The organism is Candidatus Cyanaurora vandensis (assembly GCF_013285555.1).
Lineage (GTDB): Bacteria > Cyanobacteriota > Cyanobacteriia > Gloeobacterales > Anthocerotibacteraceae > Cyanaurora > Cyanaurora vandensis.
Genome location: NZ_JAAXLT010000140.1, coordinates 1 through 21,602, shown reverse-complemented (window position 1 = coordinate 21,602; position 21,602 = coordinate 1). Strand labels below are relative to the sequence as shown.

The window sequence follows — 21,602 nt, the reverse complement described above, 5'->3', positions numbered from 1 at the left end:
TATCTCGTAAGCGGTAACGTGCAGTTGCTGCGGACGAACTTCCCTCTGACATAGTTCAGCAACCACCGCTGCAATCAAGGAGCCGACCCCAGCCCCTGCATCTAGTAGCGAGAGGCATTGCTGCTTAAACTGAAACATTTTAGCCATGCGACTAGCAATAGCTGAAGGAGTTAGGAATTGCCCTTTTTGGTCTCGTTGGTCTTGTTTTAATTTACGGGTAGCGACAAGACGTAATAAATCCACGTTAGTTAGAAGGCTACTAACACTCTCTTGAATGTTAATAGCATCCCGGCTAACGGTTGTATGCAAGTAGTTCATCATCTAACCTGTATTCCGCATCCCGGCAGCGATACCGTTAATGGTCAAGAGCACGCCCCTGAGTAAATCCGAACGGTAATTACGGTGCAAGAAATCCTTGGAACGCAACCGACGCAGCAGGCTCACCTGCAAAAATCCCAAGGGAATAATCGCCCGGTTCCGTAGCCGCACGGAGCGTTGCAAGTCCGGCAGGTCATCAAGGAGTTGTTGGTGTCCCGTGATGAGCAGCACCAAGCGACAGGTACGGTCAGCTTCCTCCTGGATCAAGGAGAAAATTCGTTCACCGATGGCGTGGTATTCCGCTGGCAGTAGCGAATCCATATAGTGCCGAGCCAAGTTGAGGTCTACCTTGGCAAGGGTCATCTCCGCCTTCGAGATCAGGGTCCGAAAAAAGGGCCACTGGCGGTACATGGATTGGAGTTGGGCTAGATGCAACTCTGGGTTATCCAACACGTATTGCTCCAGAGAGGCCCCCGTCCCGTACCAAGCTGGTAACAAGAAGCGACTCTGGGTCCAGCTAAAAACCCAGGGGATCGCCCGGAGACTGGCTAAATCCCGCTTCCCGGCGCGACGGGCGGGCCTGGAACTGATGCGTAGACGGCTAATCTCATCAATCGGGGTCACGTAATGGAAGAACTCAATGAAACCCTCCTCCTCGTGAATCAGCCGATGGTAAGCTTCCCGCGCCGAGTTGGAGAGTTCTTCGAGGATGTTACTCCAGTGGGTCAGACCGGGCGGACTCGTGGGCAAGAGACTCGCTTGAATTACGGCTGCTGTCACGGTTTCGAGGTTGTGGGCGGCGAGTTCGGGGAGTAGGTACTTGGAGGCGACGACCTCGCCTTGTTCGGTAATTTTGATGCGTCCATTCACCGAGCGGCTGGGTTGGGCGACGATGGCCTGATAAGCAGGTCCACCGCCCCGGCCCACGGACCCGCCGCGTCCGTGGAAAATCCGCACCTGCAAGCCGTAGTTTTCAGCCACGTCCTGAATTTTAATTTGAGCTTTGTAAATTTCCCAGTTACTCGGCAAGAACCCACTGTCTTTGTTGGAGTCAGAATAGCCCAGCATGACCTCCTGGAGATGGTGCTGGTCCGTGAGGTAATTGCGGTAGACCGGTAGGGTGAATAATCGTTGCAAGACCGTCGGGGCACGGCGCAGGTCATCAATCGTCTCAAACAAGGGCACCACCATCAACGTCCCGGTCGCCGTCAAGGGGTCAAAGAGGCCCGCTTCTTTGGCAAGGAGCAACACCGCCAAGACATCGCTTGCCTGACGACACATGGAGATGACGTAGGTACTACAGATGGACTTGCCAAACTCTAGTTGTAGGGCGCGGATAATCCGCAAGGTCTCAATCGTCTCATTGGTGCGGGCGGAGAAACTTAGCTCCGTGGCAACGAGGGGGCGCAGGCTCTGGAGTTCTTGGACCAGCCACTGGCAACGGTCTGCTTCATCCAAGTTCATGTAAGACTCGGGGAGTAACCGCATCTTCTGGATCAACTCAGCAATGGTTTCCTCGTGGCGGCTACTCTCTTGGCGCACATCCAGGTGAGCAAGATGGAAACCAAACACGTCCACTTGCAACAACAAGTCCTCTAGTTCCCGACAGTTAATCCCGGTACTACGCAGACTCTGCCCAATCAACATCAGGTCCGTCATAAATTCTTCACAACGACGGTAGGCCCCGCGCCAACTGTTGAGGTCTTCCTGGGGCGTTAGGCCGTTGGGTCCGGCTTGGTAGAGATATTCATTGCGCTCAAGAGCCACCTGGAGACGGCGGTTCATGTAGGACAATTTCAAGCGGTAGGGTTCTTGATAATAGAGGATCGAGAGTTCTTCATAGAGTTTAGGGAAGAGGGCCTGTTCGGTATCAAGAGAGTAGAGTAAATCCGGGTGGACGGCTGAACAGTTCTGGGACAGGCTCAAGATTTTAATCAGGGCACTGATGGAATGCTGATATTTTTTGAGGACGACCCCGCGCTGGAGACAGGCGGTCTGCCAAGTAATCAGCGGGACCACCGAGGGATTGCCGTCCCGGTCGGCCCCCACCCAGGAGCCAAACCGACAGAAGCTCTTAAACGAACGGGCTAAGGCGGGATAGGTCTGGCTCAAGCTGTGGCGCATCGCCCGGTGGACCTGGGGCACAATGTCAAATAGCACCGACTCGAAGTAATGCAGCGTATGGACGACTTCATCCAGAACCTTGGGCCGGAACTGATTGACCTCATCGGTGCGCCACCAAATACGGACTTCTTCTTTAAATTTCTCGACCAGCTCTTGACGTTGCCACTCCGCCAAATTCTCTTGGTCGAGTTGACCCAAGAGGGCGATTAGGTGGCACTGTTTATCGCGGATGGTGCGCCTAACAATCTCAGTGGGATGGGCGGTGAAGACTAGACACACATCTAGATGTTGGAGATAACGCTCAATTTCGGGAGCAGAAATGCCCAGACTTTTGAGTTCTTCAAATAACCAATCAAAGGAACAGGGCAGGGGCATCTGGTTGAAACTATGCTTGCGCTGGAGATCTTTTTGTTCAAATTGCTGTTCGACTAAGTTTACTAACTGAAAATAGAGACTGAAAATACGGGCGGACTGGGTGGCCTCCTCAATACTCAAAGCCCCGATGAACTGGAGTAACTCCTGTTCCAAGGTTTCAAGCTCTACATCCTCCCCCCGGTGCCAATGGTCAATAATCCGCGCTAGGTGGGGTTCACATTCTGTCAAGATCACTTCATGCAGTATGGACTCCACCAATTCCAGATTGGAATGGAGGACTTGACGAGTAAGCCGGGTAGGACTGGCGAGTTCGGGTTCGAGGGACATGCAGACAGCCCATAATTTGCTCTCTATTGTAGGGGCTGGCCTGACCCCGTGGGCAGCTCGGTTCCGAGGGGGCTAATCCCAGGTGTAGCTAAACGAGGGATCTGGTCCGGTGTACCTAGCAGGGAGTGGGTCTAATTGCACCCGACTCAAAGCAGCTAGGGCAGCTTCATCCAGCGTCGTGTCTCCTGAAGAATTCAGAACTCGCGTAGTGTGTACCTGACCCGCCCGGTTAACCATGAAACAGACCTTGAGTTTGTTGGAAGGTCCTAGATTGGGAGCTCGCCAAGTAGCTTTGACTCGCTGGTGAATTTTATATAAATAAGGTCTTAGCAAGAGGAGGTCAGCCTGGGAGATCTTAGGGGACTGGCTGGGGTCGGGCGAGGCTTGGGGGTCGGGTTGGCTGGCGACAGAGGCAGGATAAGCCCAGAGTAAGACTAGGCCCAGGAAAATAGAACGAGTCGTCATGCCAATCACCTAAAAATACCTCCCCAGTCTAAACCCGAGGGTTAACCGCGTCCTGCTAGGTTTCCTCGGTAAAAATACGGGGGTTCAATCCCAGAGGAAGACTGAAGGGCGATAGGGATTCAGTCCTAATTAAGCTTGCGTGAGCCAGTGTTGTAGAGCCCTCATGTCCGTAAAGTCCAATAGGTCCTCCCCCAGCGTCTCCAGTTGGGTTAGGGACAGTTGCTCAATCTGTTGTTGTAGAGGGAGCGGATGTGGAATTATGGACCCTGCATCTGAGTTCAGCGGGTTTGGACGGTCACTTGGAAGGTGAACGTAACCGAGACCTCCGACCCTGGGTAACTGGCGGGTAATGGGTCTAGAACTAGACGGCTCAGCGCAGCGAGGGCAGCTTCGTCCATCTCACGGTTGCCCGAGGAGGTCGTAATCTGCATCGTGTTTATCTGACCCGCTCGGTTGACTTTGAAAAGTACTACAGTCGCGGTGGGGCGGTCTAGGCGGGGGGCACGCCAGATGGCTTTGATACGCCGTTGGAGCTCAGTCATATAGGGTTGCAGCTCTGTACAAACACTCCCCTCAGCACAAGGGGTATTCATTGGCATGGGTATGGTTTGAACAGAGATTGGGGCGGGTGTAAGCGTCGTTTGCATTGGCGTGAGTAAGGCTTGGGCGGGTGTGGGCATCACTGGACGGCTAGGGCGGCTGGGCCGCGTCGGGACCGGGAAGGTAAAGCGGTGGGCGTAGCTTGCGGTTGCCATTGCACCGGGGAGGGGCGCGAAGGGAACAAGGCTCTGAATTGAGCGGACAACCCGTTGGTTCATCTCAGAGCTACCAAAGGACTGGTGGATGTAGTAACCCTGGAGTTCGCCTTTGCCATTGAGGAAAAGCTCGATCTCGCCTTGGGCATCGGTGGGCAGCTTGGGCCGAATACGAGCTAGCACACTTTGCCAGTAGTCCTGGTTGGGGTCTTGGCTAAGGGGTTTGAGGTAGGAGGATTGGGTGCTGTGGGGTTGGCTTGCGACCAAGCCGGGGTAGACCCAGAACAACCCTAGACACAGGAGAATAGAACGAGTTGACATCCCGGACACCCAAAATACGCTCTTAGTGTAAACGGTTCGATTAACCAAACTGCACAAGTTTACTCAGTAAAAGTACGGAGGCCCAAGCGAAAATCCTGTGTCTTAGGAGGTTCCCGACCTGAAATTGACGCTGGCTCCAGTCAAGTCGAGGCTTCTTATTCATATCTGTCCACTCAAACCCTAAGCATCATGCTTCGGGATGGTGCTGGAGTTGCCGTCGCGCAGGGCAGTATAGGCCGGGGAGAGGATTTCGATACCCGCCTCATTGCACTTGTCCTGAATATTTTGGTGGAGTTGTGAATAGGTCTTGGTCATCAGGGCGGGGGCATCAGTGAAAGCATTTAGGTCATAGGCCACGTAATAGTCGTTGAGTGCGGTCTGCCGGACAAAGGGGGGCGGGTCAAGGAGGACATGCTCAGTGCAATTGGCAGCAGCGACTAGGACGGCATGAATTTTGCGCCAGGGTATGTCATAGCCCAGCGTCACGGTCGTACTGAGGATGAGTGGAACGCCGTAATCTCGGGCCGCCACACTGTAATTGATGATGTTGCTGCTGAGGACCGTCGCATTAGGTAGCGAGACCACTACATTGTTGACCGTGCGGAGGCGGGTGACGAGGAGTGTCTTGTCGACCACATCCCCGACCGCCTCCCCAATCTGAATGCGGTCACCCACGGCGAAGGCGCGGGTGTAGATGAGGATCACCCCAGCCACAATGTTCGAGACTGCCGCCGAGGAACTCAAGGAGAGGACCAGACCCAAGAAGACCGATACCCCCTGGAAGGCCGGGGAGTTGAAGCCAGGGAGAAACGGCAGGATCACCGCCAAGGCAAGCGCAATGGCAAAGAAACCAACCAATTTCTCCGTAGGCCGTGCCCACTCTGGATAAAAACCACGGATAGTCAAACTCCCTTGGGCAAGCGCGGCAAAGAGCGCGTTAGACAGGCGGACGATGTAGTAGGTTGCTATCAGAATCAAGACGATAACCAGCAAATTGGGCAGGTAGGCCGCACCAGCACTGGCAGCAGCGGCGAGCGCACCATAAAAATTAGCCCAAATCTTACTCCCCAATTGGCGGGTATTCGGGAAGAAGCTGAGGACTAGGGTGCCGTAAAGATAGAGCATCCCGAAACCCAGGAGCAGTTGGGCAGTCCGGGTCAGGGCTTGCAGGAGAGTCTGGACTCTCGCTATAGAGAGCAATTCATAGTCTTGGACGCGCAGGGCCAGCCCCGAGGCTTGAATTTTGGTGTGTAATGTCGCTGTGAGCCGAGCCAGGACCCAGAACGCAACTAGGGCTATCAAGGTAGCGAGGGCCGTGGAGAGTAGTCCGAACAACAGGGCTGCCGGACGACGTTCTGACCGATAGCGTTCAACTGCCGCTTTGAGCGTTAGTGCGGCCTCGCTGGCAATCCTCTGACGGCTCTGGCCTGTACCGACCACATCGCTATCGGTGAAGGCGGCGATGGTTGCGTTGCCCAAGACAAGTTCAGAGGTCGTATTGTAGTCCACTACTTTCAGGTCATCTAGGGCTACCTCATCCCCAGCCAGAACCCGGACCCGACCCGCCACAATCTCGGCACGTTCGGCTGGGGTGATGGAACCTACCTTCCCCTTGAGGACAAACAAAGTCTCCTCACCGAGCCGGACGGGGTAGGTGTCCTGAGATGGCCTAGGGACTGGCTGAGCCAAAACTCCCGCCATCCAGATGCAGGCAACCATGAATAACCCCAACCACAAAGGATACATAAGGTCGGTATCGGAGAAAAGCTATACAGAACTATAGCCGTTCCTCCTGAGTAGCAGAGGCTACTGTCGAGTTTGTGGGCACTGGGATGGTGATGGAGCTGATTAAGGACCGCTCGCGCCCATCATTAGGCTATCGGACACCGCGTGAGGTATTCCGGGCGTCGGGTGCTGTTGCACTTCATGCTTAAATTTGACCGCAGACTACTGCCCAGGCGTAACGGGGGTGAGCCAGTGTTGGTACTGGGGTAGATGACCGTGGATGAGTTTATCAAACAGGCTGGATAGACTGCGGGTAATGGGACCGGGTTTGCCGTCGCCGATGGGGTGATAGTCCACCTGGGTGACAGAGGAGACTTCAGCCGCCGTACCACAGAGCAAAATCTCGTCCGCGATATAGACTTCGGTGCGGTCCACAGCGCGTTTCTCAATACTCAGGCCCAACTCTTGCGCCGCTAGGGTCAAAATCGTATCGCGGGTAATGCCTTCGAGAATATTCTCGGTGACGCTGGGGGTGATGAGGGTGCCGTTGCGGACCATCATGAAGTTCATCGCCGAACCCTCAGCAATATGTCCGTCCGCCGTCAGGACCAGGGCATCGTCAAAGCCCATCAAGTGGGCGTCAGTCTTAGCCAGGGCGGTGTTGACGTAGGCCCCGTTCACCTTGGCGCGGGCCGGGATCATGTTGTCGTCTAACCGTCGCCAGGAGGAGACCCCCAGATGCAACCCCTCCGCACCCTTGGCAAGGTAAGCCCCCATCGGCTCGGCAAACAGACAGAAATCGTCCTGGGTATCGGGGACAGTGAGGATGGGACCAATCCGGCAGTCGGCTTTGTAGACAATCGGACGCAAGTAGGTGTCAGTGCGAATCTGATTGCGTTGGAGGATCTCGACACTCAACTGGATCATCTGTTCCAGCGATTGAGGGCAGGTGAGGCGGAGGATTTTACAACTATTGAGGAGGCGTAGGTAATGATCCTCGGCGCGAAAAATGTAGAGTAGCTCCGCCGTGGGCGACCAATACGCCTTGATTCCCTCAAACACACCCGTGCCATAGAGAAAGCTGTGGGTACGAATACTAATGTTGGCGTCAGCAAGAGGGACAAACCCTCCGCGCAAAAAGGCTACATCCATGGCGTGGTCCCGGTCGTTAAAATTTATCGTAACAGGGTTACTCCCCGCAGGGCATGATATGAAAAAGCGCGGGGTGTGCAATGGCGATCCAATTCGGGACCGACGGTTGGCGGGGCATCATTGCCGATGACTTTACCTTTGCGGCCCTGCGACAAGCGGCCCGCGCCAGTGCTGAGGTCTTGGCTCAGTATCCCGGCTCAGGGGTCCTCGTCGGCTATGATCACCGCTTCTTGTCCCCCGAATTTGCCCAAGCCGTAGCGGAGACCTTGGTGCGGGCTGGATTTACAGTTTTTCTTGCTGACTGTGCTGCACCCACCCCGGCTATCAGTTGGGCGGTCAAGCAGATGGGAGCGATTGGCGGGCTGATGATTACCGCGAGCCACAACCCGGCTAGCTATTCAGGACTCAAGGTGAAGGGTTACTTTGGCGGGTCGGTGCCCGAGACAATTACCCGTCAAATTGAGATGCGGTTAACGGAGACTTTCACTGACAAACGTGGGGGCACACTCCACACCTTCAATCCCTGGGCAGCCTACCTCACCCAACTCAGGACCAAAGTAGACCTGACGGCGATTGCGGCGGCTCCCATTAAGGTTTTCCTAGATGCCATGCATGGCTCGGGCAGTGGCGGTCTAGAGCGGTTGGGACTACCGGTGACCACCCTCCGCGCCAACCGTGACCCGCTTTTTGGTGGGGTCAGCCCTGAACCGGTGGCGAAAAACTTGGCTCCGGCCTTCCACGTGCTCAAGGGGATTGAGGAACGAGCGGTGGTTTTAGTCCTTGATGGCGATGCCGACCGGATTGGGGCCATCAATGGCGACGGGACCTATCTCAATTGTCAGTATTTAATTCCTTTACTCATTGACCACCTGACCCGGCGGCGGGGCTTGACCGGGAAAGTGGTGAAAACGCTGAGTGGTTCGGACCTGATTCGCCGGGTTGCTCAACAGCGGGGTTGTCCGGTGGCTGAGACAGCGGTGGGATTCAAGTACATTGCCGCGATTATGGAGCGTGAACCAGTCCTTTTGGGGGGCGAGGAGTCCGGGGGAATTGGCTTTTTGGACCATATGCCGGAGCGCGATGCCCTGCTCTCGGCCCTTTATTTACTCGAAATCCTGGCTCACACGCCCAAAACATTGCTGGAGTTGTATGAGGACCTGTGTTTAGAACTGGATTTCACCCCGGTATACGACCGTATTGACGTACCCCTCCCCGACCGCGCTTTTAAAACGGCCCTCATCGCCCGTCTGCAAGCCCAGCCGCCCCGCCGGGTGGCGGACCAAGCGGTAACAGAACATTCCACGGTGGATGGGCATAAGTTCCAATTGGGAGATGCGGGTTGGTTGATGATTCGTTTTAGTGGTACTGAGCCATTATTGCGACTCTATGCCGAGGGGCGCACTACGGCCTGGGTCCGGCACACGCTCCATTGGGCCAAAGATTGGGCCTTGGCTTGAAGATCTGGCATTTCAGTCAGCGGGGTGGGGGATGTCAATGGTGACGGATAGGCGGATATGCTGAGCGGGGCTCGTGGTGCCGACCCAGGTGGTCGGACCTTCTTTGATCGCAGCTATGTGGTGTTAGGACAAACGCAACACCCAGCCCGTGGAACTAGTGGACCTGGAAGCGGTCGGACACCACCCTTGGGCACAACCTGCTGTAATAGCTTGAGGTGCTTTGTCTTGTTTGACCTGTGGTTAGGGTAGCCGCCCTCCTGCCACCAAAACGTCCAGCGTCAACCCTACCTATCAGATGTGAACCAACCCACCGCCAATGCCCGCTTAGAATTCTCCCCCTCCCGTCAGTTTCCTAACTGGTTGGCTGAGCAGCGTCTGGCCTTGGCCTTCACCACTTATCAGGCGGGCAAACTCTTTTTGGTCGGGCTGCAACCGGATGGGCGGCTGTCTATTTTTGAGCGCACCCTCAACCGTTGCCTCGGGCTTTGGACCGATACCCAGAGCCTTTACCTGAGCACCCTCTACCAGATCTGGCGATTTGAGAACGCGCTTGACGCTGACCAGACCTATGAAGGCTACGACTGCTGCTTTGTGCCCAGAGTCGGCTGGGTCACAGGAGACCTCGACGCCCATGACCTAGCCGTTGATGCCACGGGCCGGCTGGTCTTCGTCAATACCCTCTTTGCCTGTCTGGCGACGGTCAGCGAGACCCACAGCTTCACACCGCTCTGGCAGCCGCCCTTCATCAGTCGCTTGGCAGCAGAGGACCGCTGCCACCTCAATGGTTTAGCCATGCAGGACGGCAAACCGGCTTGGGTAACGGCGGTTTCGCGCACGGACATCGCCGAGGGTTGGCGCGAACATCGTCAAAACGGTGGTTGCGTGGTGGAGGTGGCAAGCGGCGAGGTGGCGGCGGCGGGTCTATCCATGCCCCACTCGCCGCGTTGGTACCGGGGTAAGCTCTGGTTGCACAACTCGGGCAGTGGCGAGTTTGGCTATGTAGACTTGGCAGCGGGTCGCTTTGTGCCAGTGGCCTTTTGTCCGGGCTATTTGCGGGGCTTGAGTTTCTGGGGTGATTTTGCGGTGGCGGGGTTGTCGAAGCCGCGCCGGGACCGGGCCTTTGCGGGGTTGGCGTTGCAGGAGCGACTGGAGAAGGAGGGCGTGGGGGCACGTTGCGGGCTGGTGGTGATAGACCTGAAGCGCGGGGACGCGGTGCATTGGCTGCGGATTGAGGGGGAGGTGATTGAAGAGTTGTACGATGTGTCGGTGCTGTCTGGGGTACGACGACCGATGGCGATTGGGTTTGTCAGCGATGAGGTACGGCGGATGCTCTCGGTAGGCTCAGGGCCGGGGTTGTGATAGGTTTGGGTTCCGTCCTTCCCTTTTCAGCCTTGGTTCCCCGCCACGCCTGTGCTCGCCAGGGGATGGGGGAAAGGCTGTTTTGCTACGATGGGCACCATGCGTTGTCTACTCCTCCTCCTGTGGCTAGTTCCCTCCACTGTGGGTGCTCGTGAAATCCTCAGTTCCCCCCAAGAACAACAGCAACAACAAAAAGTCTCCCTGACCCTGGATCTACAACAACGGCGACTCACCGTCTGGAGCAACGGTTTGAAACTGCATCAGTTCCCCGTGGCGGTGGGTAAAACCAACTGGACTACCCCCAGAGGTCAATTCCAGATCCTCAGCAAGATCCCCAATCCCGCCTGGGAACATATCCGCACCGGGGAACAGTTCCCGAGCGGAGTTCCCGGCAATCCCCTCGGTCCCTATTACCTGGGTTTCAAAAAACTGGGGCGCGATGAATTCGGACTGCATGGCACTAATCAACCCCAGTCCATCGGCAAAGCGATCACCCACGGTTGTGTCCGGTTGCAGAATCAACATATTCAAGTCCTCTATCCCCTAGTGCAAGTAGGTACGCCCCTACGGGTTTTCTGAAGGCTCCAACACCCAAGTATCTTTACTGCCGCCGCCCTGAGACGAGTTGACGACCAGAGAACCACGCTTGAGGGCGACCCGGGTCAGACCACCGGGCATCACCCAAATTTGTTCGCCGTTATTGAGGATGTAGGGGCGCAGGTCCACATGGCAGCCGTAGAGTTCCTGCTCCGTCGGGGAATAGGTGGGATGGCGTGAGAAATTCACCACGGGCTGAGCCAGATACTTACGGGGTTGCTCGCGGACTTTGGTCCGAAATAGGTCAATCTCAGCCTGGGTCGCCCTAGGTCCAATTAGCATCCCGTAACCGCCCGAGTTATCCGCTTCCTTCACGACCAACTCAGCCATATTCTCCAAAATGAAGGCAAGATGGCTGGGGTCCTCCGCCCGGTAGGTCTCCACATTTTGTAAAATCGGCTCCTCACTCAAGTAGTAGCGGATGATTTCTGGCACATAGCAATAGATCACCTTGTCATCCGCCACGCCCGTCCCGATGGCATTAGCCAGCGTCACCCGGCCCCGACGATAGGCCCGCATCAAACCCGGAATCCCCAGGGTCGAGTCCTGACGAAACACTTCCGGGTCTAAAAAGTCATCGTCCACCCGGCGGTAAATCACATCTACAGGTTTCAAGCCTTCGGTGGTCTTAGCGAAAACCCAGTCGTTCTCAACCACCAGATCCCGGCCCTCGACCAGCTCCGCCCCCATCTGGAGGGCCAAAAAAGCATGTTCATAATAGGCACTGTTATGGACACCGGGCGTCAAGACTACCACACTCGGGTCTGGCAAAGGTGAGACCTGCCGCAAACTCTGTAACAACTGCTGGGGGTAGTCCCCGACCGTACGGACTTGGTGATTGCCAAAGACCACCGGGAAGACCTGCTTCATCACCCGGCGGTTCTCCAGCACATAGGAGACGCCCGAGGGGACGCGCAAATTATCTTCTAGGACCCGGTAGTTACCATCAAAATCGCGGATCAGGTCCGTGCCGCAGACATGGACATAGACCCCCTTCGGCACCTCAACGCCCCGGAACTCTGGGCGGTACTGAGCGGAGGAGTAGATGAGTTCTTGGGGAACGACGTTATCCCTGAGGATGTGTTGGTCGTGGTAAATATCGTGCAAAAAGTGGTTGAGGGCTAGGAGTCGCTGTTTGAGGCCCTGCTCAACAACAGACCACTCCTGGGCACTGAGGATACGCGGGATGATATCAAACGGAAAGATCTTCTCCGTCCCCGCCCGGTCCCCATAAACCCCAAACGTCACCCCGCGCTCCAAAAAAGCTGCTTGAGCCGCGTGGAACCGCTGATTAAACTGGGCGGGGTTAAACTTGCCCAGGAAGTCCACAAGCTTTTGGTAATGGGGACGGGGGACGCCATCCGCTGCAAACATCTCGTCGTAATGAGGACCAATATCGTAGCGAGTAAGGACAGAATTCATGGAGCCAGTGGTCACGCCAGTCCTCAAGATAGCGGAGAACTGCCCCCCAGACTGTACTAAAGGTTGCCAAAGGCCCCCCAGCCCCCCACAATCGAGGGGTACTGCTCCTCGCCACCGATGCAAGCGCAACTCACCCACCTCCAAACCCAGGCCCTCACCGCGATTAATGCCAGTGACTCCCTAGAGCAAATCGAACAACTCCGCGTGCGCTATCTGGGTAAAAAAGGCGAACTCTCTGCCGTCCTAGGGGGTATGGGTAAACTCGCCGCCGCCGAACGCCCCCTAGTGGGAGCTATGGCGAACACGGTCAAGGAACAGATTGAATCAGCACTCCAACAACAGCGCACCCACCTCGAGACCCAGGCCATCCAAGCCCAACTCGCCCGTGAAGCCGTGGACGTGACGATGCCGGGGCGGTTCGTGCCCCAGGGCCACCGCCATCCGATGCAACAGACGATTGACCGGGTGACGGATTTTTTTATCGGGTTGGGCTTCAGTCAAGCCGACGGTCCCCACGTCGAGACCGACTATTACAACTTTGAGGCCCTGAATTTCCCGCCGGACCACCCGGCCCAGGATATGCACGACACGCTCTATCTGGCGGACAAACGGTTACTGAGGACCCACACTTCTTCGGTGCAAATTCGCTACATGGAGACCCACGATCCCCCGGTCCGCATTGTCGTCCCCGGCGGACGGGTTTACCGCAAGGACGCGCTGGATGCCACCCACTCCCCCAACTTCCACCAAATCGAGATCCTGGCGGTGGATGACCGGATTACCCTAGCGGATCTCAAGGGCATCTTGGTCTTGACGATTGAGGAACTATTGGGAAAACGACCGATGCGATTTCGGCCCAGTTACTTCCCCTTCACCGAGCCTTCTGTAGAAGTAGATATCTGGTGGGAAGCTCCGGGCAAACCGGGCCGCTGGATGGAAGTCCTCGGGGCAGGCATGGTCCATCCCAATGTCCTCAAACATGTCGGTTATGACCCGGAGCAAGTCCAGGGTTTCGCGGCGGGGCTGGGGGTGGAGCGGCTGACGATGTTGCTCTATGGGATTGACGACATCCGCCTACTTTATACATCGGAGAAACGTTTCCTAGCGCAGTTCTAATACGCCCTGGAGGTCATAGGGTTCGGCCTGGGTAATGCGGCCAGGGACAATCTGGTTGAGCGGGGCCTCTTGACCCAGGGGCGGACGGACCCAGACTTGACCATCCACATCGGGGGCAAACCGGGCGGCGCGACCGACCCATTGACCCGTCGCGGGGTTTTCCTGTTCAAGCAGGACGGGTAGAGTCTGTCCGATGAGTTGTTGGTTACGGCGGAGGGAGATGCTCTGCTGGAGTAACATCAGTTCCTTGCGTCGCTGTTGTTTGATTTTGGTAGGTACTTGGTCGGGGAGGTCGGCGGCTGGGGTCCCGGCTTCACGGGAGTAGGCGAAGACTCCCACATGGTCAAATTCCTCAGCACGAACAAAGGCCAACAGATGCTCAAAGTGTTCCTGGGTCTCGCCGGGAAAGCCGACGATGAACGTGGTCCGCAGGGTGGCTCCAGGGAGGCTAGCACGGATCTCAGCTAATTTTTGCTGCGTGAAATCCACCTGCCAAGGGCGGTTCATGCGCTTGAGGACCTGGGGGTGGCTGTGCTGGAGAGGCATATCTAGGTAGGGCAAGACGTTAGGACTCGCGCGCAGGGCCTGGAGGACCTTGGGGGTCAGGCCCGTCGGATAGAGATACAACAGCCGAATCCAGGGTACATCCACCACGCCAAGAGCTTGGATTAGTTCCGCCAGTCGGGGTTCGCCGTAGCGGTCTAGCCCGTAATTCGTCGTAATTTGGGAGATGAGGACGATTTCCTTGACGCCCTGGGCGGCGAGTTCCTTGGCCTCGTAGACCACGGACTCAATGGAGCGCGAACGCTGGTCGCCTCTCAGGTGCGGGATGATACAGAAAGCACAGCGATAATCACAGCCCTCGGCAATGCGTAGGTAGGCCATCGCCTCCGTCGTGGTGCGGTAGCGCGGCAGGTTCTCATCGGCAATGAAGCTGGGTTGTTGGCTAATCTCGGTCACGCGCTCGCCGCGCTCCACCCGCTCAAGGACCTGCACGATATTTTGATAGTCGCCCGTGCCAATTAGGGCCACGGCTTCCGGGATCTCGGTCAATAGCTCGGTTTGAAAATGTTGGGCTAAACAACCGCTAATCACTACTTTTTTACCCATTTCGGCTAAGCGCACCAGGGTCCGCACCGATTCTGTCCGGGCTGCCTCGATAAAACTACAGGTATTGACCAAGACGTAATCCGCCTTCTCCTCGTCAGTGTCCACCCCATAGCCCGCCTGGACCAATAGCCCTAGCATATGTTCGGTGTCAACACGATTTTTTTCACACCCCAAGTGGGTGACAGCGACGGTGGATTTCATGGCAATCTGGAAGGTGACTTCCTATCCTATCTGTTTCCCTGAGGCGGTTGCTTGAGCAAGCCAAACTACCAACAATTAAGTAGCGGCCTGATGGACCCCAATAGCGAATTTTTCACCCATTGGGCTTTGCGCCGGACCCTGATGACCTGGGCGGAACGTCGCGCCCGTCCCCGGTCCCCCCAGATAAACCCTTGTCGGGACTGTCGCTATTTTTTTGGTCGCACCTATCTCGTCTGTGCCATCCATCCTGGGGGTCCCCAGGTCCAGCCCTGCCCGGATTACAGCCCTTAAGCTACACCATTGGTCAAGCTGCCGATGACCCCGAGACTCACCGTCACTTGGTCGCCCGTCTGGAGCGGACCAATCCCCGCTGGCGTTCCGGTCAAAATTACATCGCCGGGATAGAGGGTCATGACTTGAGAGATGTAGGCGACTAGATAATCAGGCGCGAAAACCATGTCTTGAATTGAAGCTGATTGCACGAGTCTCCCGTTGAGGTGGGTCTGCAATCGGGTTTCGATAGCTAGCGCACCCGTCCAGAGGAAGGGACCAAGGGGACAGAAGCTATCAAAACCCTTGGCACGGGTCCACTGTCCGTCTTTTTTTTGCAGGTCACGGGCGGTCACATCGTTGGCGCAGGTGTAGCCCGCAATGTAGTGGTGGGCGGTCTCTGGGGTGATGCCCGTGCAGGTTTTACCGATGACAACCGCCAGTTCACCCTCGTAATCCACGCGCTGAGCGATAGCGGGTAACTGAATCGGCTGGTCGGGGGCCAAGAGAGCAGAGGGCGGTTTCAGGAAGATGAGGGGGTCGGTGGGGACGGGTCCGCCCATCTCAGCGGCGTGGTCCCGGTAGTTCTTGCCGACCCCGATGATTTTGGTGGGGGTACAAGGCGGAAGGAGGTAGCAAGCGGCGGGGTCAAAAATTGCCGTTGTTGTCTGGATCTGACCCTCTTGCCAAACCCCAGCTAGAGCCTGGGCAAAGGGATAGCGAGGACTTCCCAGTTCGCGGGGGACAAAACGCACCTGATACATACTCTCTCCCGCAACATTTGTTCAGTTTAGGGCGGGGGTGGTCAGCCCTGGATTCTTTTTGGCTACAATTAACGAATTCTAGACGGGTCCGACCAGATGTTTGATGATTTAGTCCGTTTTGTCTTCAATGACTGGTGGATTTCTCTACCTATGCTGGCGGCCTCGGTCTTCACCGTAGCGGTCATTTTTGAACGTGCCATCTTCTTCAACCGCAACACTAAAGATATCGAGCAACTGACCCAACGTTTACAGCGCGACCTAGAGCAAGGCAACTACGCCCAAGCTCAGTACACCGCCAACATCACCGGGGGCGTGATTGGGTCCGTGGCAGAAGAAGGGGTCCGCCTCTTGAGTCGCGGCGTTGTCGACTTCACCACCGCCTTTGACATCCGACTCGCCTTGGGCCTGCGTAAGCTAGAGAAAAATTTGTCCGTCTTGGGAACCATCGGCGCCGTCGCACCCTTCGTCGGTCTGTTAGGAACGGTGGTCGGAATCTTGCGCTCGTTCCAGACCTTTTCTGAAGCGGGTGCCCAGAGTAACCGTTTAGCAGAAGAAATTGGTTTCGCCCTCGTTGCCACCGCAGCGGGTCTAGTAATTGCGATTGTTGCAGTCTTGGCTTACAACACCTTCAACGGAACCGTCACACGGTTTGAAGATGAGATGCAGCAACTAAAATTACTCTTCTTGAATTTCCAAGGCCGTCCGGCGGATGCCTCCGTAACCACAACACCCGCCGTCGAAAGCAATCCTTACCCCAAGAATCTGCTCTAACCAGGAGACCCCATGGCAATTCAATCGGGCGGACGCCGGGGACGGCGCGGCGGCTTCAATGAAATCAACATCACCCCATTAACTGACGTATTTTTGGTGTTGGTAATTATCCTCTTGATTACCGCGCCTTTGATCCAGAACTCCTCCCTAAAAGTAGAATTACCCTCTTCCAGTAGCACCGAGAAGGGCGAACAGCGCAGCTTAGTGGTGACAGTCTCTGCCGATGGCAAATACGCAGTCAACGGCACCATCGTCAAAGGTGAGGCCCTAGTCAGCAACATCAAGCGCGAAGCACGGGCCACCCAGCAAAAAGTCCTAGTCGTCAATGCTGACGCGAACTCCAGACAGAAAGACGTCATCCGGGTCATGGACGCTGCACGCCAAGCCGGTATCCAGAAGATGTCCCTCGCCACCCAACGCCAGAACTAGGTGACGTGGCTGTTGGGGAATGCTTACAGACTAAGAGGCCCCTCCGCCCCATAAATGGGGGACCAAGGCAGAAGAGAGAAGAGAGTGGACAGCAAGAATCGGCTAGAGGACGGGGTGTAATGGAGAGCTAAGCTGTTCAAATAGCAGTTAAACCGGGTTAGTTATTTTCCCGCCCTCGTGGTGAGCTTTAGTTGCAGGGGGTGTGGGGGCCGTGCGCGGCCCCCGTGGGTCGGCGGGAGTGTGAGGGTGGAACCTTAGGTTCATACCCTCACGGGCTGTTGAAAGCAGCGCGAACCACTAACTCTCACCGCACAAACCCCCACCGCAACCAGCAGATGTGAGTAGCCCGTAGATGAGCAATAACTCTTTTGCCTTGGTCCCCTACGGAGCAAAGATTCAAGGACCCAAATGTAGCCGATGAACCCCGACTCGTTTGCGACCGGGTAGGAGTAGAGGGACTTCAAGAGCCGCCCAACGGCTGCCGGACTGATGGGCTGCAATGATAGCTCCAGGTACAGTCAGCGGCTGGCTGAGGCGACCAGACCCCAACTCAAGTAAAGCTAGTCCCCTGAGTTTCGCGGTGATGGTATTTTGTGCCAGAGGGAGGAGGAGGGTTTTAGCATCCAGGGTAGGAGGGCGGTCCAGACTAGGTATTCGCCAACGCTGGAGGATTTTACCCTGTTCACCGACCAAGAGGACCATATTACTCGCGGGGTGTTCCTGTTTGGGGTCCTCGTCCGTGGCACCGGGCAGAGGCGCAGTCGTCCCCGCGAAAACTAACCAACGACGGTCAGGCAGACTCTCCAGGAACTTGTAATAAACCGTAGTGTTCCGTTGCTCACGGGAGAACCGCTGTTGCCAACTAGGGACCAGCACGCCCTTGGATTCTAACCTGTAGACCACGGCCTGACCGTTCCCAGCCAGGGTCATGAGCGTCTGATTATCAGAGCTAAATGCAGGCGGACAGACCGGACTCAAGGGTTTCCCGCCAATAGGTGCAAGTAGCTTTTGGTCCAGGACCTGTCCAGTACGACTATCAAGTAGCGTCGTAGTCAAGCCCCGATTAGCACGGGTGAAGTCCGTCACGAAATCCCCCGTCACAAGCCCCACCCGGGTCCCGTCAGGACTGACCGTCACCCCCCCACCCACAGCAGACACCAACGGTTGTGGAGGAAACCGCCAACGCACCCGGCCTTGCGGGTTTAAGCTCACCACCTGCACCCGCGCAATCGCCTCCCCGAAAACATTCCAGTAGGTCATGACGTAGAGATTCCCGGCCCGGTCCACCCGCAGGTCCCGGTTAATTCCCGCAAATGTCCCCTTACCGATGGTCCCCCGAAGATCTGGGCGGGCACTGTATTGCCAGCGTCGTTTACCGTCCTTGCCGATAGCTTGGACTTGGGCCGCGAGACTCTGTTCCCCGGTGTAGAGCGTCTGACCATCGGGCGCAAAGACCAGACCACGCAACCGGACCCCCTCCCCCAGGTTGAGTTGCCACCGTTTTTGCCCCGTGCGGCTATCAAACAAGTACAACACCCCGTCGTCCGTCGCCACCGCTACCGTGTCGCCCTGGGGACTGAAACGCACACTCTCGAAGGTATATTCGTCCCAGTTGTAACTATTCATCACCCGTTGGGGCAGCGGCAACGGAATCGTTAGGGGTTCGGCGGCAACCCCAGTGCCCCACAAGACCAGTAAAAGGAGCCACATCTCAGAACCTCCACCGCAAGCCCGTCCGCACCTCCAAGCCCAACCCCGGAAAGCCCGGAGCCTCCTCGAATTGCTGGTCAAGTACATTATTCACACTCAAATTGAAGTCCAACCCAGCCAGAACTGGATACTGAAACTTAAGATCCAGGGTGGTGTAACCGGGCAGCGTCTCCTGGTTGCGATTCCCGGTGAAGAAAGAGCTCACGGAACGTACAAACACCCCCGCACCCCAGCCCTGATGTTGATAATTCAAGTTGATATTAAAAACATCAGGCCGAAAAGCGAGTTGGTTCCCGACAATCGCCGCATTCTGGTCCTGAAGGATCTGAGTACCCACAGCGGTGTAGTTGACTCCCAGGATGAGGTTGGGCACGACTTCAATATCCAGACTCGTCTCAATTCCCTCAGCACGAACTAAACCCAGGTTGATCACCTCTCCCACAGTATTAAAGGTAAACGGGTCAGTGGTACTCACGAACTGGTTCAAGTCCGCAATCGTGTTGGTAAAAAAGGTAAACCGCAATAGCCCAATCCGCCCCAACTGCTGGTCTAGCCCCACGTCATAGCTCTCGGCCCGTTCCGGTCGGAGTCCTGGATTAGGCCGCAACTGGAAGAACGGCGAATCAATGACATAGGCACTATCAAACAGCGTCGGAGCCCGAAAACTCTGACTATAGTTACCCCGCAATGAAGTGGTCGGCGTTATTTGCCATCTCGCCCCCAAACTGGGATTGGTCTGACCATCCGTATTGGAATTGAAGTCCTGACGCACCCCGAGCACAGTGATAAAAGCCTCATCCCACTGGATCTCATCCTGGACAAAGAACGCACCTTGACTGTAACCCGCGTCATAGTTCAGGCTTGTCAGTCCCCCCGCCAGGAAATCTGTGCTTGTATTCCGGGCTTGGACCGTCCGGTAATCCCCGCCGTAAGTCAATAGTTGCCCCGGTGTAATTTGCCACGAATGCTGGAGTTGACCGCCGAAACTCGTCCGGTTCACCTCATCGCGGCTATCAGTGGGGAAGGATGAATCCGGGGTCAGAGTCCGAAACTGATAGTTCAAAAAGTCCCCGTACAACCGGGCTGTCAACCGTGAATCCTCTCCTTCACCTAAGTCTGAAACCAGGGTGAGTTGACTCAGGACACTGCTCGTCACCTGACGGTTCTGGGTGGTGAGGCTATTGAATCCGCCAAAGGAATTGAAGTTGGGGGTCCCAAAACTATCACTGGTAATCGGCACCCCACCGGGCACCCCCAAATCCTTGTTCAGCCACAACACACTGAGGTCAAGACGGTTGCGCTCGTCCAGTTGCCAGCGCAGTTTTCCGTCCCCATTGTTCAACAAGACATCGGCATTACGTCGTTGGTCTTGGTTAGTAAACGCCGTCGGCGTCTGGAGCGTGTACGGGAAGTTATTATCGGAGCGCAACCGTTGGTAGCCTACGCTCCAACCTACGGGACCCCGGCTACCCGCCACGCGCAGGGTCTGGGCGTTGAGACCAAAGCTCCCCAAGTCCGCCCCGACGGTGAATTCATCCTTGTTCAGGGGACGAGGCGTGACTAAGTTAATCACCCCGCCCACTGCATCCGCCCCATAGAGCGTCGAAGCCCCCCCCGGCACGACTTCAATCCGCTCAATCGCCTCGGTACTAAACTGCGACAGGTCAAACCCACCAAAGAAACCTTGGTCATTGAGCGGTCGCCCGTCGAGCAAAATCAGCACCTGGGCCGTACTACCGCCGCGCATAATCTGTGAACTCTGTGCTCCCAACTGACCCCCAGTGGCCCCCTCGGTACGAATACCGGGCAAATATTTCAGGGCCTCATCTACGGTCTGGGCACCCTGGGCTTGGAGTTCGGCGCGGGTAACGACGTAGGCGGGTTTAGTGCCTTCCTTGAGGGTCGCCTCCCGCCGGAGCGTTGTCGTCACGGGTTGGTCAAGTTTCTGGTCTAAATAAGCAGGTAAAGGCTCATCCGGGGTCTGAGCGAGGACGGGACTCAACAGCAAAAGTAGGCACGCGCACGCGCCCAAACGCAAATAAGTCATGATGCCCTTTCCTTGTGGATCGCAAGGAGAGCGTGAGGACCGGATGGGGGGGCATTCTGACTGGGACTCAGAGTCCTTCACAGCTGCGGCACAGTGCCGGATTTACACCGGACTTTCCCCGTTTACAACCTGGGCTTCCCAGGTACCCCACCGGATTCACAGGTGTGCAGGACTGAGCGTAACACAAGCCAGTCCCCGACACTTAGGGGAGTTAAGCTGCTACACTACAACGCATAGCCGCCAAAGGAATAAGCCATGCAACTAACTCCCGTTCAAAAACTTGAAGATACCGACCTCACCCTTTCACCAAAACCCCTAGTCTCCCCCGCAGAGCTAAAAGCCTTTTATCGAAATGAATTGAACCAGATTAGGGGCGGTGATAAGACTAAGAATTTTGCTAAGGGCTTGGCAAAAGCACACGGCACTAAGGATCATTACAAAATGCTTTTTATGAGTCATCAAGGCGTAGGTAAGTCCACAGAGATTAGCCGCTTGATCCAACTTCCAGAAATTGCTCGTAAATTTTCTACAATTCGTTTTTGTGCTCAAGATGAATTGGACCCAGTAAGCTTGAGAACGTGCTTCACAGTGCTTTAATCAACCGCCGTCTACTTCAATCTGAAGAGCCAGATACTTACCAACTATACCAACCCGTTCGTGAATTCTTGCAACAGAAACAAGAAGCTGCTATAGCAAACCTGTTTGAGGTGTAAATAGCTCTCCAACAGCCGCCCCTCCGCCCCGTACCCTGACGGGCACAGGTAAACGGGGAACCAAAGCAAAAAGG

The 21,602-nt window shown here is 56.0% G+C and carries 19 protein-coding genes, 1 pseudogene and 1 riboswitch; of the genes and pseudogenes, 8 read left to right on the top strand and 12 right to left on the bottom strand.

All coding sequences use genetic code 11. The features are described 5' to 3' along the window. The 7 genes and pseudogenes from HFM78_RS09610 to HFM78_RS09585 all read right to left on the bottom strand — a co-directional run. Nucleotides 1–321 (bottom strand): annotated as a pseudogene (locus HFM78_RS09610) (adenine methyltransferase); the annotation flags it as partial. Beyond that, nucleotides 322–3,144, bottom strand: coding sequence for a phosphoenolpyruvate carboxylase (gene ppc, locus HFM78_RS09605; protein ID WP_287129225.1), 2,823 nt, complete (start codon nt 3,142–3,144; stop codon nt 322–324). A gap of 72 nt (nt 3,145–3,216) precedes the next feature. Continuing rightward, nucleotides 3,217–3,609, bottom strand: coding sequence for a TonB family protein (locus HFM78_RS09600; RefSeq protein WP_287129224.1), 393 nt, complete (start codon nt 3,607–3,609; stop codon nt 3,217–3,219). A 129-nt stretch (nt 3,610–3,738) separates the two neighbouring features. Beyond that, entirely contained in the window at nt 3,739–3,837 is a 99-nt protein-coding gene (locus HFM78_RS16295) for a DUF4351 domain-containing protein (RefSeq protein WP_396033527.1), read from the bottom strand. Nucleotides 3,838–3,887: 50 nt separating this feature from the next. Next, nucleotides 3,888–4,685 (bottom strand): TonB family protein, encoded by a 798-nt coding sequence (locus tag HFM78_RS09595; RefSeq protein ID WP_287129223.1) that lies wholly within the window; start codon nt 4,683–4,685, stop codon nt 3,888–3,890. Between the two features lie 180 nt (nt 4,686–4,865). Further along, on the bottom strand, nt 4,866–6,404 hold the full coding sequence (locus HFM78_RS09590) for a mechanosensitive ion channel family protein (RefSeq protein ID WP_287129222.1): 1,539 nt from the start codon (nt 6,402–6,404) through the stop codon (nt 4,866–4,868). Nucleotides 6,405–6,632: 228 nt separating this feature from the next. Next, the gene (locus tag HFM78_RS09585; protein ID WP_287129221.1) at nt 6,633–7,562 is read right to left on the bottom strand and encodes a branched-chain amino acid transaminase; all 930 of its coding nucleotides are present in this window, start codon (nt 7,560–7,562) and stop codon (nt 6,633–6,635) included. A gap of 80 nt (nt 7,563–7,642) precedes the next feature. On the opposite strand from HFM78_RS09585, the gene HFM78_RS09580 reads away from it, so the two are divergent. The 3 genes from HFM78_RS09580 (at nt 7,643) to HFM78_RS09570 (ending at nt 10,957) form a co-directional block, all read left to right on the top strand. Continuing rightward, a complete protein-coding gene (locus HFM78_RS09580) occupies nt 7,643–9,019 on the top strand; it encodes a phosphoglucomutase/phosphomannomutase family protein (protein ID WP_287129220.1) in 1,377 nt (458 codons plus the stop codon). A 297-nt stretch (nt 9,020–9,316) separates the two neighbouring features. Then, on the top strand, nt 9,317–10,378 hold the full coding sequence (locus tag HFM78_RS09575) for a TIGR03032 family protein (protein WP_287129219.1): 1,062 nt from the start codon (nt 9,317–9,319) through the stop codon (nt 10,376–10,378). Nucleotides 10,379–10,477: 99 nt separating this feature from the next. Continuing rightward, the gene (locus HFM78_RS09570) at nt 10,478–10,957 is read left to right on the top strand and encodes a L,D-transpeptidase (protein ID WP_287129218.1); all 480 of its coding nucleotides are present in this window, start codon (nt 10,478–10,480) and stop codon (nt 10,955–10,957) included. On the opposite strand, the gene HFM78_RS09565 is transcribed toward HFM78_RS09570, so the two are convergent. Beyond that, a complete protein-coding gene (locus HFM78_RS09565; protein WP_287129217.1) occupies nt 10,943–12,397 on the bottom strand; it encodes a circularly permuted type 2 ATP-grasp protein in 1,455 nt (484 codons plus the stop codon). The two genes, HFM78_RS09570 and HFM78_RS09565, sit on opposite strands and share 15 nt — an antisense overlap. A gap of 117 nt (nt 12,398–12,514) precedes the next feature. Between HFM78_RS09565 and pheS the strand changes: the two genes are divergently transcribed. Continuing rightward, entirely contained in the window at nt 12,515–13,513 is a 999-nt protein-coding gene (gene pheS / locus HFM78_RS09560; RefSeq protein WP_287129216.1) for a phenylalanine--tRNA ligase subunit alpha, read from the top strand. Here the strand turns inward: pheS and rimO are convergent. After that, entirely contained in the window at nt 13,499–14,830 is a 1,332-nt protein-coding gene (gene rimO / locus HFM78_RS09555) for a 30S ribosomal protein S12 methylthiotransferase RimO (RefSeq protein WP_396034982.1), read from the bottom strand. The genes pheS and rimO overlap by 15 nt on opposite strands. An 84-nt stretch (nt 14,831–14,914) precedes the next feature. Between rimO and HFM78_RS09550 the strand changes: the two genes are divergently transcribed. Continuing rightward, the gene (locus HFM78_RS09550; RefSeq protein ID WP_287129214.1) at nt 14,915–15,115 is read left to right on the top strand and encodes a hypothetical protein; all 201 of its coding nucleotides are present in this window, start codon (nt 14,915–14,917) and stop codon (nt 15,113–15,115) included. On the opposite strand, the gene HFM78_RS09545 is transcribed toward HFM78_RS09550, so the two are convergent. Then, nucleotides 15,112–15,858 carry a fumarylacetoacetate hydrolase family protein gene (locus HFM78_RS09545; RefSeq protein WP_287129213.1) on the bottom strand — a complete coding sequence of 249 codons (747 nt, stop codon included), beginning with the start codon at nt 15,856–15,858 and terminating at the stop codon, nt 15,112–15,114. The two genes, HFM78_RS09550 and HFM78_RS09545, sit on opposite strands and share 4 nt — an antisense overlap. Before the next feature lie 96 nt (nt 15,859–15,954). On the opposite strand from HFM78_RS09545, the gene HFM78_RS09540 reads away from it, so the two are divergent. Together HFM78_RS09540 and HFM78_RS09535 are read left to right on the top strand one after the other, a co-directional pair. After that, nucleotides 15,955–16,629: a MotA/TolQ/ExbB proton channel family protein gene (locus HFM78_RS09540; protein WP_287129212.1), complete on the top strand. Its 675-nt coding sequence runs from the start codon at nt 15,955–15,957 to the stop codon at nt 16,627–16,629. A 12-nt stretch (nt 16,630–16,641) separates the two neighbouring features. Continuing rightward, nucleotides 16,642–17,058: a biopolymer transporter ExbD gene (locus tag HFM78_RS09535; RefSeq protein WP_287129211.1), complete on the top strand. Its 417-nt coding sequence runs from the start codon at nt 16,642–16,644 to the stop codon at nt 17,056–17,058. Between the two features lie 396 nt (nt 17,059–17,454). Here HFM78_RS09535 and HFM78_RS09530 read toward each other — a convergent pair whose 3' ends face one another. Both HFM78_RS09530 and HFM78_RS09525 read right to left on the bottom strand, forming a co-directional pair. Continuing rightward, nucleotides 17,455–18,768, bottom strand: a complete 1,314-nt coding sequence (locus HFM78_RS09530; RefSeq protein ID WP_287129210.1) for a WD40 repeat domain-containing protein — start codon at nt 18,766–18,768, stop codon at nt 17,455–17,457. A 1-nt stretch (nt 18,769) separates the two neighbouring features. Further along, nucleotides 18,770–20,815, bottom strand: a complete 2,046-nt coding sequence (locus tag HFM78_RS09525) for a TonB-dependent siderophore receptor (protein WP_287129209.1) — start codon at nt 20,813–20,815, stop codon at nt 18,770–18,772. 28 nt (nt 20,816–20,843) lie between these two features. After that, nucleotides 20,844–20,981, bottom strand: a riboswitch (cobalamin riboswitch). Between the two features lie 89 nt (nt 20,982–21,070). Here HFM78_RS09525 and HFM78_RS09520 point away from each other — a divergent pair. After that, complete coding sequence (locus HFM78_RS09520) at nt 21,071–21,412, top strand: hypothetical protein (RefSeq protein ID WP_287129208.1); 342 nt, start codon at nt 21,071–21,073, stop codon at nt 21,410–21,412. Nucleotides 21,413–21,602: the final 190 nt, after the last annotated feature.

Bases quoted from the DNA above. Each gene is read 5' to 3' on its own strand.
- HFM78_RS09550 (WP_287129214.1), top strand. From the start codon at position 14,915: ATGGACCCCAATAGCGAATTTTTCACCCATTGGGCTTTGCGCCGGACC.
- HFM78_RS09520 (WP_287129208.1), top strand. From the start codon at position 21,071: ATGCAACTAACTCCCGTTCAAAAACTTGAAGATACCGACCTCACCCTT.
- HFM78_RS09595 (WP_287129223.1), bottom strand. From the start codon at position 4,685: ATGTCAACTCGTTCTATTCTCCTGTGTCTAGGGTTGTTCTGGGTCTAC.
- HFM78_RS09535 (WP_287129211.1), top strand. From the start codon at position 16,642: ATGGCAATTCAATCGGGCGGACGCCGGGGACGGCGCGGCGGCTTCAAT.
- pheS (WP_287129216.1), top strand. From the start codon at position 12,515: ATGCAAGCGCAACTCACCCACCTCCAAACCCAGGCCCTCACCGCGATT.
- HFM78_RS09590 (WP_287129222.1), bottom strand. From the start codon at position 6,404: ATGGTTGCCTGCATCTGGATGGCGGGAGTTTTGGCTCAGCCAGTCCCT.
- HFM78_RS09585 (WP_287129221.1), bottom strand. From the start codon at position 7,562: ATGGATGTAGCCTTTTTGCGCGGAGGGTTTGTCCCTCTTGCTGACGCC.
- HFM78_RS09580 (WP_287129220.1), top strand. From the start codon at position 7,643: ATGGCGATCCAATTCGGGACCGACGGTTGGCGGGGCATCATTGCCGAT.
- HFM78_RS09600 (WP_287129224.1), bottom strand. From the start codon at position 3,609: ATGACGACTCGTTCTATTTTCCTGGGCCTAGTCTTACTCTGGGCTTAT.
- HFM78_RS09565 (WP_287129217.1), bottom strand. From the start codon at position 12,397: ATGAATTCTGTCCTTACTCGCTACGATATTGGTCCTCATTACGACGAG.
- HFM78_RS09570 (WP_287129218.1), top strand. From the start codon at position 10,478: ATGCGTTGTCTACTCCTCCTCCTGTGGCTAGTTCCCTCCACTGTGGGT.
- HFM78_RS09545 (WP_287129213.1), bottom strand. From the start codon at position 15,858: ATGTATCAGGTGCGTTTTGTCCCCCGCGAACTGGGAAGTCCTCGCTAT.
- HFM78_RS09525 (WP_287129209.1), bottom strand. From the start codon at position 20,815: ATGACTTATTTGCGTTTGGGCGCGTGCGCGTGCCTACTTTTGCTGTTG.
- HFM78_RS09530 (WP_287129210.1), bottom strand. From the start codon at position 18,768: ATGTGGCTCCTTTTACTGGTCTTGTGGGGCACTGGGGTTGCCGCCGAA.
- ppc (WP_287129225.1), bottom strand. From the start codon at position 3,144: ATGTCCCTCGAACCCGAACTCGCCAGTCCTACCCGGCTTACTCGTCAA.
- HFM78_RS09540 (WP_287129212.1), top strand. From the start codon at position 15,955: ATGTTTGATGATTTAGTCCGTTTTGTCTTCAATGACTGGTGGATTTCT.